This window comes from Streptomyces sp. NTD107 (genome assembly GCF_059510435.1).
Genome location: NZ_JCAJZV010000009.1, coordinates 71262 through 83419, shown reverse-complemented (window position 1 = coordinate 83419; position 12158 = coordinate 71262). Strand labels below are relative to the sequence as shown.

Sequence of the window (12158 nt, the reverse complement as noted above, 5' to 3'; positions counted from 1 at the left end):
GGTGTGCTCAGGGCGCCACGTCGAGTTGGACGAGATATCCGGTGAAGAACAGCCCCCCGTCGTGCTCGGGCGAGCGGCGGTCCGCCGAGGCGACCGGGACGCGCGCGCCCGAACCCGGCACCGGCTCGGGATCGAAGCGGCAGTGCACCGCGTCGATCGCGATGACCCTTCCCGACACCGTCTCCGGGCCGTGGTCACCGTGCCACCCCGCCGAGCCATCGACCCGGCCCGCGACCTCCGGGCCAAGGACGGTCACCACCGTCTCGGTGCCACCACGCCGCGTCGGCCAGGACACCACCGCCCCGGGCTCGAACGGCTCCCCGCAGCACTCCATCTGCCAGTCCTTGATCCACACCGTGACCGTTGTCCCCATGTCACCAGAGTGCCACCGTGGCTGGGCCGACCGGGCCCTGGCGGGCGGGGTCACGACGTCCCTCGCACGCCCCGTACGTCCGGGCCCTCGCGCGACACGGCCGCCGGGATCACGGGAGGCTGGGGCGACGGCGCCTCCTCACCCCCGTGGTCCTCCCGGGACCCCCGTTCCCCGGGCCCCTCCTCCCCGGGCCCCTCCTCCCCGGGCCCCTCCTCCCCGGGCCTGCCCGGCGGAGGGCCACACAAATCCGCCACAGGGCGCTCCGTCGTCCGCGCCAGCTCTTCGCCATTGGTGCGGGTGAGCCAGCCACTGATGCGGCATGCCTCCTCCCGCAGCGTGGCGATGTCGTCCAGCCGGATGATGATCACGACTCCCTCGGCCGACCAGGCCGAGGAGGATTCCTTCCACGGGCTGTACAGCAGGGTGTCGCCGTCGGTCGAGGTCGCCAGGAAATCCCCGCCCCGGCCCAGGTCCCAGCGCTCGACCGGGACGGCGGAATCGTGGTCGTAGATCCCCACCTGGTCGGCAGCGGCCAGCTGGAACCGGCCGTCCGGACGGGAGGCGGGAGAGATCACGAAGCGGTGTCGGCAACTGCCGCACAGCTCGGTGGGGCCGGTGAGCCGCCGCGCCGTTTCCCCGCTTCCCGGCTCCGGAACCAGCCACTGCTCCCAGGCCGTGCCGGGCCGCACGACGATCAGCAGCCGGTCGTCATGGAGGTTGTTGAAGGCGGCGGTGTTGATCCGTGCTCCCGTGTCGACGCGCAGCTCCGCGACTTCCCGCCCGGCGGACAGGTCCACCACGCGCATCTCCGGACCGCCGTTGGTGACGGCGACATGGCCCTCTGTGGGATGGCCGGTGATCCGTAAGAGCTGCGCCATCAGCGGATCGTCGCTGAGCATCCCGAGATCGGCGAGGTCGAGGCGGTCGATGCGCCGCCCGGTGCGCGCGTCCCACCGCTCGACGACGGTGTGCGAGAGGGTGATCAGCCGGTCCCCGCCCTGGAAGAAGTAGGTGATGTCGGGACCGGTGTTCGGATGGGGCTCCGCCGGTGGCGCGGCCACCTGGAGTTCCGCCACCTCCTGGAGGGTTCCGGTGTCCCGGATCACGATCCGGCCCTCCGCGGTCATCAGGTCGGCCATCAGTTCGTCCGCCCCGTTGGTGATCACGAGGTCGTCGAACTCCGGGACGAAGGTGGCCCCCAGCCGCTCCACCCTCGCCAACTCCTCGTACTCCGTGGAGACGTCGCTGACATCGTGCAGCATCACGTAGGAGGGGCGGTCTTCGAGGGAGGGGTCACCGATGAAGCCTTCGCTGTAGGAGATCAGCCGGTCGCCGTTCCCGAGAAGTCCCATCGCCCCGTGGATGGGCTCGCGTACCACTGACTGCTCTATCAGGGCGACGGTCTCGTCGCTGGCGACGAGCAGGAAGTACCGGTCCCCGTCGCGGAGGATCGAGCGGTGCACCAGGTGCCCGAAATCCTCGGTGAGCATGTTCCCCGGTGCCGGCGCGAGCGGGGTGGCCTCCCCGTCCTCGGTCAGTTCGAACACGAGGGGCGTGACGGCACCATTCGATACGTAGCGGCCGGAGTGGTCCAGTGCGGGCGCTTGCGAATAGCACGTGTCGGGGAGGGAGGTCTGTGTTTCCTCACCGGCGTGGACCACGTGCAGCGTGGACGCCCCGTCGCAGAAGGCGACCGTCCTCCCGTCTCCGGAGACGGCGGCGCCCGTCATGTTCTCGACGACCACGGTCGTGATCTCACCCGAGTCGAGATGGATGTTCAACACGTCGTTGGACGCCTCCACCAGTACGGTCTCCGCGCTCCTGCCGAACCACACCTGCCGGATGAGGTACGAGTCCGGGAGCGTGACGGTCGGTCCCGCGGTGCCCGCGTCCAGGTCCCACCGGAACAGCTGATTGCCGGTGGAGGCCGCCACGACCCGGTCGCCGTCCGGGGAGACGGCGATCAACCGCTGCTCGCGGGTCAGGCCGGACTCGTCCATGCCGAACTTCTCTCCGGCTATGGTGTGCGCTTCTCCCCGTCGCGGGCCCGCCTCCGACCCCCGCGTCCCGGGAGGGCCCAGCTGGTACCAGACGAGGACGCCGGACAAGCTCACCCAGCCCACGCGCCCTCCGTCGGGTGACACGAACGGGTAGATGGCGTAGTCGTCGCCGAACGGCAGCGGTTCGCGATACAGCTGACCGGCCCCGTCCCGCACGAACAGCGTGACCTGCCCCTCCCTGCCGCTGACCAGGATCACCCGCCCGTTGTCGCTGGTGGCGACCCGCTGAACCCCGCCCCGGGCACCGGACATCACCACCTCGGTGGTCGCGTAGGCGGCGTACGTCTCCAGCAGCGCGTTCCGCGCCTCATCGGTCGGCGACCGCTCGTGTGCCGCGAGGGCGTACACCGCCGCGAGCGCCGGGTCGTTCGGCAGCGCCCTGGCCGACGCCGCCGCCATGGCGCGGGAGTCGGACTCGGCCCGGCGATCGGCACTGACGTGTGTCTGGTAGGCGAAGAGCGATCCGAGAACGGCCGCGAGAGCGAGCATGGTGCCCAGCGTGCCGGCCACCCCGCGCCGTACGCGCCGCTGACGCCGTCGCCGGGCCCGGCCCTCGTCGATGAAGTGGGCGTCCACCGGGTCGATGTCGTCACGGCGGCCGGTCAGCCACGGCTCCGCCGCCGCCAGGTCCGTGTCGCCGGGCAGCAGATCACCCGGTTCCCCGGCCGCCTCCCAGCGCAGCCGGTCAAGACGCAGCCGCTCGTACCAGGCGAGGAAGTCCCGGTCCTCCTCCGTCCAGCGGCGCAGCCTCGGCCAGACGGTGATCAGCGCCTCGTGCGCCAGCTCGACGCTCTCCCCGTACCGCACTTCCTCCTCCGTCGAGGGCGGGGCGATCACCAGCAGCCGCTGGTCGGCGAGGGCGCGCGCCGCTTCCCACGCGCCGTCGGGCAGTTCGGTGCGGCGCACGGTGCGGCGGACGGGGGTGTGGGTGCCGGGCGGCAGCCGGATCAGCCGGGTCAGCAGCCAACGGAGCCGCTGTGCGGCGGCCCCGTCCGTACGGTCGTCCGTGCCGACCCCGACCCCGACCCCGGTCGCCGTACCCGCCCCCGTGCCCTTTTCCGTGCGGTCGGAGGAGGTGTACCGCAGCCAGGTGCGCTCCGCCCGCTGCGCCAGCGCGCCGTGGACGCCGCCCAGCCGGGTGTACGCCTCCTGGGTCAGCAGCCCGGCCCGCTGGTCACGCCAGAGCTGATCGAGGGTGAACCCGAGCAGCGGCAGCACCCCCGCCGCGTTCCCCACGTCCGCGACGATCCGGTCGACGAGCCCGTCCTGGTACGAGACGGCCGGCACCCGGGCGACCGGTCCCGTCACCGCCTCGCGGATCTGACCCTCTGTCATCTGCGGCAACACGAACGTGGCGCCCTGCACCGCCCGCCGCAGCGACTGCTGCTCCTCGACCTGCGGCAGGAAGTCCACCCGCAGCGTCGACAGGATCCGCAGTCCATCCGGCGGTCTGCTTCCGAACAGCAGGGCCAGCGGTGCCTCCGCGTCGGGGCGGGTCAGCAACTCCTCCAGCTGATCGACCACGATGACCAGTCCGTCGGCCTCGCAGGTGACGCGGATCTGGTCGACCAGGTCGGGCAGCCGGCCCTCGGCCAGTTCACGCCGCGTCGAACGGATCTCGGTGCGCTGCGCGTGCCCCTCCAACCCCGGGCGGATGAGGGACGTCAGCCCGGCCGCCAGCGCCCCGAGCAGATCGCGGGTGCGCGGCACCACGCAGGTGGCCATCCCCGCCCGGCGCAGCCGGGGTACCACCCCGGCCCGTACCACCGAGGACTTGCCGCACCCGGAGGCCCCGAGTACCGCCACCAGCGGATGATCGAGTACCAGGCGGGTGATCCGTTCGCTCTCCCGTTCCCTGCCGAAGAACGCCGGTGCGTCGCTCTCCTGGTACGGCTCCAGGCCGGGGAACGGGGACGGCAGGCCGACGACCGCCCGCAACGAGGGGGCGGCGGCGACCAGCCGGTCGGTGGGGATCAGGAACGCCACCGGATGGCCGAGGTCGGCGGCGACCACCATACCCACCACGGCGGCCAGTTCGTCGTCCCACACCGGAGCGCCGCTGAACCCCCGGCGGACGGCGTACCGGCCATCGGCGGCCTGCTCGAACTGGAGCCAGCCGTTGCCCTGTTGCTGCCGCAGCACCGCCGAGTGCCACACCCCCTGATCGTGACTGCGGGGAAAGCCGAGCGTCCTGGCCCGGTGCCCCCACAGCCGGTCGCCGGTCTCCACCAGCGGCACCGGCCGGGTGCCGGGCAGCGGCGCCGCCACTTCCAGGACGGCGACATCCGCCGCGGGGTGCCACTCCCGCACGGTCGCGGGGAAGGGCCCGGGGCCGTCGACGGCCCCGACATCCACCATGACCCGGGTACCCGGGCCCACGTACTCGCTCGTACCGATCACATGCGCGCAGGTCACGGCGAGCCGTTCGGACACCAGGAACGCGGCGCCCACCACCGCGCCGTCGGTGCGCAGCACCCGCAGAATGCCGCCGGCCAGCGGCGCGGGTTCGAGCGCGGTCACCGCTGAACGGGCTGGGGCCGCCAGGTCAGGGTGACGGCGAAGTTGGCCTCGCCCGAGGCGGTGGCGATCAGGATGTCCGCCTCCGCCGTCAGCGAGATGCCGAAGCCGAGGCTGATCTCCTCCGGCGGGTGCTCCATGTCGGAGAACCGCGCCACGAACGACTCCGCGACGGGGCGCACCACGCCCAGCATCGCGCCCAGCGAGCGGGCGGCCCGGCCGACCGGCGGCTCGCCGGTCCTGCCGACCGGCACCACGCCCTGTTCCGCGCCGGGCGCCGTCTCCCGGATGTGCACCAGGACGTGCTCGGTGCCGTCATCGGTCAGCGGTAACTCGATCATGGGCATGCGATATCCCCCCTCTTCCCCTATTCCCTACTTCTCCACCCCGCAGGGATATGCCCGACCCGCTCGGTGTGTACACGGTTCCCCAGACTCTCCCTCACATCTGCACGCCATCCCATGGCCCGGTCCTCACCGGTGATTTCCGTCCGTTTGACAGTGGCCGAGCACGCCGCTTGTAATGGCCGTGTGCCACGTGGCGCCGGCCAGAGAGCAGTGGGCAGGCCGGTAGCCGGGCGAGCACAGGAGTAGAAGGGCTTCCGCCATGAGTACTCACTCAGCGCCCTGGGTCATCTGAGCGTCCTGAGCGGCTGATTCAGCCCCGCTCCCACGCGCAGTCCCCCTCGCATTTCTTCTCGCGCGCCTTGCCGCGCCCCTTTCCTCACGCCGCGTCGTGCCGCCATGGCCGCACGCCCGCACGCGTGCGTTCCGCGCGCCTTCGCGCGTTCTCACCTTCCCGGAGACACCCACACCCATGTCCTTCAACCAGTCCGTCATCGATGAGTTCCGCGCCAACGGCGGCCAGGTCGGCGGCCCCTTCGAGGGCGGCGATCTGCTGCTGCTGACCACCAACGGCGCCAAGTCCGGGCAGGAGCACACCGCCCCGCTGGGCTACGTCCGGCACGCCGGCCACCTGCTGATCGTCGGGTCCGCCGGCGGCGCCGACCGGCATCCCGCCTGGTACCACAACCTCCTCGCGCACCCGATGGTGCGGGTGGAGATCGGCACCGACACCTTCCACGCCATCGCCGTGCCCGCCGAGGGCGAGCGGCGTGACCGGCTCTTCGCCGAAGTGGTACGGGCGGCCCCCGGATACGCCGACTATCAGACCAAGACCTCCCGTACGCTCCCGGTCGTCGTCCTGGAGCGGTCCGAGCCCGACCCCGCCGAGCTGCCGGCGGCCGTCACCGACTTCGCCGCCAAGCTGCTGGAGATCCACGCCTGGCTGCGCGCCCAGCTGCGCGCGGTACGGGCGGAGGCCGACGCGTACTTCGCGGACCGCGACGCCCACCCCACCCGCTCCGTACCGGGTCTGGGCATGCAGATCCGGCAGCACTGCCTCGCCTTCTGCGAATCCCTGGAATTTCATCACCGCAGCGAGGACGCCGGGATGTTCCCGATGCTGGACCAGCACCACCCCGAGCTGCGGGAGGCCATCGCCCGGATGCGGGCCGAGCACGTCACCGTCAGCCGCATCAAGGGGGAGCTGCTCGATCTGCTGGGCGGGGTCGGGGAGGCCGACCCGGAGCGGTTCCGGGCGGAGCTGGCCCGGATGACGGACGAGCTGATCGCGCATCTGGACCATGAGGAGGCGACGCTCTCCCCGGTGCTGGCCACGATGCCGTTCCCGCCCAGGTAGCACTCGGGCGCACGCACGTGGGACGGGCGCTTCCGGTGCGGAGTCCGCACCGGAAGCGCCCGCCGGTTCAAGGGGTCGGCGGCCGATCAGTCGTCGTCGCCGTCCTCGTGGTCCTCGTGGTCGCCCCGCTGACCGTGCTGGCCCTGCTGGTCCTGGCCGGCACCGTCGTCGTCGGTCTCCTGGTCATCGGCCTCGTCCTGACCATCCGCCTGGTCGCCGTCGTCGCCCTCATCGGCCTGGTCCTGCGAGGTGACGTCCGTGACCGTGCCCGCCGCGTCGACCTTCAGATCGTGCTCGGCGCCGTCGTCGCCGAGGATCTCGACCTTCCACTGGCCGTCGTCGTCGATCTCGGCCTCCTGGAGGGTGCCCGCCGTGTTGTCCTTGGCCGCGCTGATCGCGCGGAGAATGTCGAGCTGGTCGGCGGCCGGCTTGGTGTCCTCGGGATCGGTCTGCTTGCTGCTGACCACCGTGCCGCCGTCCTCGCTCACCTCCAGCTCGTACCAGGTGCCGTCGCTGCCGAGGATCTCGACGTCCCAGACGGCCGGCTCGCCGGCCCCGTCGCCGTCCGGGGTGTCCAGCTCCAGCTGGGTGACCGTGCCGGGGGTGTCCGCCAGCGCGGTGGCCACGGCCGTCTCGTACGCCGCGTCCGAGGGCGAACCCGCCGGCGCCGGCGCGGCGTCCGACGACGTCGTCGGCGCCGTCGGCTGCCCGCCGCCGCTGTTGGCGCTGGCCAGCGTCGCACCCACCACGCTGCCGCCGCCGATGATCGCACCGGCGGCGACGGTGGCGATGATGACCTTGCGCTTGTGCTTCATGAGGGGGTCCTCCCCGGTAGTCGTCCCGTAGGGGTCGCCGTGCGGCAACGCCTCGAACACTGGCCGACCGACGCTGAAGCGGAGCTGAAGCCACCTGAAGCCTTCTTCAGGAATGATTTGCGAAGCTGTCCCCCATGCGCCTGCTGATTGTGGAGGACGAGACGCGGCTGGCCCGCTCCCTCGCCCAGGGCCTGACGGCCGAGGGCTTCGCCGTGGACGTCGTGCACACCGGCATCGACGGGCTGCACCGGGCCACCGAGAGCGACTACGACCTGATCATCCTCGACATCATGCTGCCCGGCCTCAACGGCTACCGGGTGTGCGCCGCCCTGCGCGCCGCCGGCGACGAGACGCCGATCCTGATGCTGACCGCCAAGGACGGCGAGTACGACGAGGCGGAGGGCCTGGACACCGGGGCCGACGACTACCTCACCAAGCCCTTCTCGTACGTCGTGCTCGTCGCCCGGGTCCGCGCCCTGCTGCGCCGCCGCGCGGCGGGCGGCGCCGGGGCGGCCCCCGCGCTGCGCGTCGGTGACCTGGTGGTCGACCGGGTGAAGCGTCAGGTGAGCAGGGCCGGTACGGAGGTGGCGCTGACCGCGAAGGAGTTCGCCGTGCTGGAGCATCTGGCGTCCCGTGCCGGCGAGGTGGTCTCCAAGCCGGAGATCCTTGAACACGGCTGGGACTTCGCCTACGACGGCGACCCCAACGTCGTCGAGGTCCACATCAGCGCCCTGCGCCGCAAGCTGGGCTCCGGTCTGATCCACACGGTACGGGGCGCCGGCTACCGGCTGGCGGCCGATCCCCGTGGCTAGCGTCCGGGCCAAGGCCGCCACCGGGGCCACCGTGGTGGTGGCGGTCGCGCTGGTCGCCGCCGGGCTCGCCATGCTCATGCTGCTGCGCGCGCACCTGTCGGACCAGGTACGGCTCCAGGCCGAGCTGACCGGCCGCGAGGTGGCGTCCGAACTGGCCACCGGCACCGATCTGCACGACCTGGACCTGGACGCGGCGCTGCCGGTGCAGGTCCTGGACGGCGAGCACCGGGTGCTGGCGGTCAGCCCCGGCCTCCAGGAGATCCGGGGCACCGGCAGCGACGAGGTGACCCCGCTGGGCGCCCCGGCCGGCTCGGGCGCCGGCTTCCCCGGCGACGCCTTCGGCCTCGACTTCGACTTCGACGACGACTTCGACGACGAGTCCCAGGACGACGCCGAACTGGGCCCGGGCGAGGTGGACAACGACATCCGCACCGTGACCGGCAGCGCCGTGATCAACGGGAAGGCGAACGACTACCGGTTCGCCGTCCTGGAGGTCACCACCCCCGCCGACGCCGAACTGACCGTGTACGCCGGCGCCCCGCTCGACGTCGAGCAGACCGCCGTCAACAGCGTCCGTACCTCCATGATCATCGGGATTCCCGCCCTGCTGCTCATCGTCGCCGCCGTCACCTGGCTGGTGACCCGCCGCGCGCTGCGCCCGGTGGAGGGGATCCGCCGCGAGATGGCGGCCATCACCCACTCCACCGATCTCTCCCGCCGAGTGCCCGAGCCGGCCACCCGCGACGAGGTGGGGCGGCTGGCGGTCACCACCAACGAGACGCTGGCCGCGCTGGAAGCGTCGGGGGAGCGGCAGCGGCGGTTTGTCGCGGACGCCTCGCACGAGCTGCGCAGCCCGATCGCCTCGCTCCGTACCCAGCTGGAGGTGGGGCAGGCGCACCCGGATCTGCTGGATCTGTCCGGCGCCGTCCACGACACCATCCGGCTCCAGCATCTGGCCGCCGATCTGCTGCTGCTGGCCCGCCTCGACGCGGGCGAGCAGCCGCTCTCGGGCCGCCGGGTGGAGCTGGCGGCCCTGGTACGGGAGGAGCTGGCGGCGCGCTCCGCGCTGCTGGCGGGGGCCGGGCTGCGGGTGGACACCGAACTGGCCGAGGTCACGGTGGAGGGCTCGCGGGCGCAGCTGAGCCGGGCGGTCGGCAATCTGTTCGACAACGCGGTGCGGCATGCGGTGCGGAGGGTACGGGTATCCCTGCGTGCGGCGGACGGGCAGGCCGTCCTGGATGTCGCCGACGACGGGACGGGGGTGCCGCCCGATCAGCGGCAGCGGATCTTCGAACGGTTTGTGCGGCTCGACGACGCCCGCAGCAGGGACGCCGGCGGCGCCGGCCTCGGTCTCGCCATCGCCCGCGACGTGGTGCTGCGCCACCACGGGACGCTCACCGTCCAGGACGCCCCGGAGGGTGGCGCCCGCTTCCGGCTGGTGCTGCCGGTGGCGCCGGTCCGTCCCTGATCCGAGACGAGAAGAAGGGAGAAGGGAGAAGGGAGAAGGAGGAGAGACGGGGAGGGGAGAGGTCAGGCCCGCCCGGCGCGCTCGCTGTGCAGGTGCCGCGCGACGGGGGCGAGCGCCTGGTACAGCTCGTCCAGCGACTCCGGCGGCAGCAGATCGACGAAGTGCCGCCGTACCGAGGCCACGTGGTGCGGGGCGACCTTGCGCATCGTGTCCCAGCCATGATCGGTCAGCACCGCGAACAGACCGCGCTTGTCCGAGTCGCAGTGCTCTCTGCGCACCAGCTGCGCCTTCTCCATCCGGGTGATCTGATGCGAGAGTCTGCTCTTGGACTGGAGGGTGGCCGCGGCGAGATCGCTCATCCGCATCCGGCGCTCGTCGGACTCGGAAAGGTTCACCAGGATCTCGTAGTCGTTCATGGTGAGGCCGAACGGCTGGAGATCCCGCTCCAGCTGGTACATGAGCAGCTTGCTGACATCGAGATGGGTGCGCCACACGCGCTGCTCCACCCCGGTCAGCCAGCTGTTGCCGGTGTCGGTGTCCATAAGCCCGAACAATAGCCGCGCCTCCCCACCCCGCCCCCGCCCGGAATGATCGTCAGGGCGGCTGCGAGAATTCCGTGCATGGACCTCAAGACCGTCTCCGCCCTGCGACGGCTCCGGCTGGTGTCCGCCCCAGAGGCGATCTCCTTCCTGGTGCTGCTCGTGTGCTCCGTGCTCAAGCGCACCACCGACTTCGACGCCGTGCCCGTGATGGGCATGGTGCACGGCATCCTCTTCATCGGCTATGTCCTGTTCTGGGCGGATGCCTGGAACCGTGCGAAGTGGCCGCTCAAGACCGCCGCCTGGTACTTCGCGATGTCGGTGGTCCCGCTGGGCGGGTTCTTCGCCGAGCGCAGCCTGCGCCGTACCCAGGAGGACGCGCTGATCGCGCTGCGCGCCCGCCGTGAGGGCGTCGTCAACGCCTGACCGGCCGGATTTCGCCCATTCGAAGGACCCCGCCAAGTCCCCGGCGGGGAACCCCGCGGGGAACCCCGCAGGGGATTCCCCGGAGCACCCCGGCCGCGGCCCACGTACCGCCCGGCGCACCACGCGTCAGCGCCGGGCGAGATAGCTGCGCATCGCCTTGTGGAGCGACCGGTTCACCGCGCCCGGCAGCGGTCGCTCCCACTCACCCAGCATCTCCACCGTGTCGCCGCCCGTGCCCAGCTTCCAGCGCAGCAGCCCGAACGCCCGCACCTCCGGGTCGAGGGTCTCCGGCACGCCCCGCATGTCGTACGCCGATGCGCCCATCCCGTGCGCGTCGCGGATCATCTGCCACTGGAGCGCGTTGCTGGGGCGTACGTGCCGCAGATGGTCGGCCGAGGCGCCGGACTGGTACCAGACGCGGGCCATGTCCGCCGAGCACAGCATCGTGTGGGCGGCCAGCACCTCCCCCGCGTAGCGCGCCGTGTACAGCCGCATCCCGTACCCCGGCTGCTGGGCGTCGAGTACGGCGTACTGGCGCTGGTAGTAGGCCAGGGACCGCCCGAGCCGGAATCCGTCGCGGCGTTCGGTGATCCCCAGCAGTTCGTGGAAGACCGGCAGTTCGGACGGGCCGGCCACCTCTGTCAGTACGTCCATGGTGGCGGCCTTCTTGATGTTGCGCCGCCACTCCTGGTTGAGGCCGCGCCACACCGCCTCCAGATCGCGGCCGGCCAGCGGCACCTCGAAGACCAGGCGCGGCTGGGCGTCGCCGCCCTGCTCGGGGTCGCAGCGCTCCCAGCCGGCCGCCCGCAGCCGGTCGGCGACCACGGCCCCCACCGGCTCCACCCGGTCCGGCAGCACATCGAACACCCGGCGGCCGGGCCCGGTGGCGTCCTTGAGGGTACGGGCGTGCCACCGCCGGTACGCCAGCGGCGGGCCCATCCGTACGGCGAACGCCCCGGCCCGGTCCAGGTGCGCCATGAGCGGATCGAGCCAGCCCGGCAGATCGGGGGTGGCCCAGTCGATGACCGGGCCCTCGGGCAGATAGGCGAAGGACCGGCGGACGCCCGGGGCCTCCCGGTAGAGCACCAGGGCGGCGCCGACCAGATGTTCGAGCTCGTCGAACCAGCCCAGGGACTCCGCCCGCCAGCCGTCCTTGACCAGCGCCCAGGCCGGGGTCTGCAAGAAACTCACCTGGCCGCCGCGCCCGGAGTCGGTCAGCGCCCGGCGCCCCCGCAGAAAGGCCAGGTGGTCGTCGGCGGACAGCGGCCGTACCCGCAGCGTGGCGGCGCCGGGATGCGGCGTGTGCCGGTGCTCGGGCCGGGGCGTCGCGGTCATGATCGCCATTGGGTCATCCCCTTCACGGATGGCGGGGCGCACCGGATGCGCTCCGCCCACTCATCCGGTGTCACGTCCGGGGGAGGGGGGATGTGACAGAGATTTTTCCGAC

At 72.0% G+C, this 12158-nt stretch carries 10 protein-coding genes; 4 read left to right on the top strand and 6 right to left on the bottom strand.

Annotated features, from left to right (window positions below; genetic code table 11):
• Nucleotides 1-7 precede the first annotated feature (7 nt).
• From AC5WRL_RS19145 to AC5WRL_RS19135, 3 genes are read right to left on the bottom strand one after another with little or no spacing between them, the layout of a single operon-like run.
• A complete protein-coding gene (locus AC5WRL_RS19145; RefSeq protein WP_496089817.1) occupies nt 8-373 on the bottom strand; it encodes a DUF6578 domain-containing protein in 366 nt (121 codons plus the stop codon).
• Between the two features lie 50 nt (nt 374-423).
• The gene (locus AC5WRL_RS19140) at nt 424-4953 is read right to left on the bottom strand and encodes an nSTAND1 domain-containing NTPase (protein WP_496089816.1); all 4530 of its coding nucleotides are present in this window, start codon (nt 4951-4953) and stop codon (nt 424-426) included.
• Nucleotides 4950-5291: a CU044_2847 family protein gene (locus tag AC5WRL_RS19135; RefSeq protein ID WP_496089815.1), complete on the bottom strand. Its 342-nt coding sequence runs from the start codon at nt 5289-5291 to the stop codon at nt 4950-4952. The genes AC5WRL_RS19140 and AC5WRL_RS19135 overlap by 4 nt, the downstream gene beginning before the upstream one ends.
• Before the next feature lie 475 nt (nt 5292-5766).
• Between AC5WRL_RS19135 and AC5WRL_RS19130 the strand changes: the two genes are divergently transcribed.
• Complete coding sequence (locus tag AC5WRL_RS19130; RefSeq protein WP_496089814.1) at nt 5767-6651, top strand: nitroreductase/quinone reductase family protein; 885 nt, start codon at nt 5767-5769, stop codon at nt 6649-6651.
• 86 nt (nt 6652-6737) lie between these two features.
• Here AC5WRL_RS19130 and AC5WRL_RS19125 read toward each other — a convergent pair whose 3' ends face one another.
• Entirely contained in the window at nt 6738-7466 is a 729-nt protein-coding gene (locus tag AC5WRL_RS19125; RefSeq protein ID WP_496089813.1) for a PepSY domain-containing protein, read from the bottom strand.
• Nucleotides 7467-7600: 134 nt separating this feature from the next.
• Here AC5WRL_RS19125 and AC5WRL_RS19120 point away from each other — a divergent pair, with 134 nt between their 5' ends.
• A complete protein-coding gene (locus AC5WRL_RS19120; protein WP_496089812.1) occupies nt 7601-8278 on the top strand; it encodes a response regulator transcription factor in 678 nt (225 codons plus the stop codon).
• The gene (locus AC5WRL_RS19115) at nt 8271-9746 is read left to right on the top strand and encodes a sensor histidine kinase (RefSeq protein ID WP_496089811.1); all 1476 of its coding nucleotides are present in this window, start codon (nt 8271-8273) and stop codon (nt 9744-9746) included. Before AC5WRL_RS19120 ends, AC5WRL_RS19115 begins: the two co-directional genes overlap by 8 nt.
• 62 nt (nt 9747-9808) lie before the next feature.
• Here the strand turns inward: AC5WRL_RS19115 and AC5WRL_RS19110 are convergent, their stop codons facing one another.
• The gene (locus AC5WRL_RS19110) at nt 9809-10288 is read right to left on the bottom strand and encodes a MarR family winged helix-turn-helix transcriptional regulator (protein ID WP_496089810.1); all 480 of its coding nucleotides are present in this window, start codon (nt 10286-10288) and stop codon (nt 9809-9811) included.
• 78 nt (nt 10289-10366) lie between these two features.
• On the opposite strand from AC5WRL_RS19110, the gene AC5WRL_RS19105 reads away from it, so the two are divergent.
• Nucleotides 10367-10711 (top strand): DUF3817 domain-containing protein, encoded by a 345-nt coding sequence (locus AC5WRL_RS19105; RefSeq protein WP_496089809.1) that lies wholly within the window; start codon nt 10367-10369, stop codon nt 10709-10711.
• 126 nt (nt 10712-10837) lie between these two features.
• On the opposite strand, the gene AC5WRL_RS19100 is transcribed toward AC5WRL_RS19105, so the two are convergent.
• A complete protein-coding gene (locus AC5WRL_RS19100) occupies nt 10838-12046 on the bottom strand; it encodes a lipid II:glycine glycyltransferase FemX (protein WP_496089808.1) in 1209 nt (402 codons plus the stop codon).
• Between the last annotated feature and the right edge of the window lie 112 nt (nt 12047-12158).

Excerpts from the sequence above, each read along its gene's own strand:
- AC5WRL_RS19105 (WP_496089809.1), top strand. The coding sequence starts at position 10,367 with ATGGACCTCAAGACCGTCTCCGCCCTGCGACGGCTCCGGCTGGTGTCC.
- AC5WRL_RS19130 (WP_496089814.1), top strand. The coding sequence starts at position 5,767 with ATGTCCTTCAACCAGTCCGTCATCGATGAGTTCCGCGCCAACGGCGGC.
- AC5WRL_RS19135 (WP_496089815.1), bottom strand. The coding sequence starts at position 5,291 with ATGATCGAGTTACCGCTGACCGATGACGGCACCGAGCACGTCCTGGTG.
- AC5WRL_RS19145 (WP_496089817.1), bottom strand. The coding sequence starts at position 373 with ATGGGGACAACGGTCACGGTGTGGATCAAGGACTGGCAGATGGAGTGC.
- AC5WRL_RS19120 (WP_496089812.1), top strand. The coding sequence starts at position 7,601 with ATGCGCCTGCTGATTGTGGAGGACGAGACGCGGCTGGCCCGCTCCCTC.
- AC5WRL_RS19125 (WP_496089813.1), bottom strand. The coding sequence starts at position 7,466 with ATGAAGCACAAGCGCAAGGTCATCATCGCCACCGTCGCCGCCGGTGCG.
- AC5WRL_RS19100 (WP_496089808.1), bottom strand. The coding sequence starts at position 12,046 with ATGACCGCGACGCCCCGGCCCGAGCACCGGCACACGCCGCATCCCGGC.
- AC5WRL_RS19110 (WP_496089810.1), bottom strand. The coding sequence starts at position 10,288 with ATGGACACCGACACCGGCAACAGCTGGCTGACCGGGGTGGAGCAGCGC.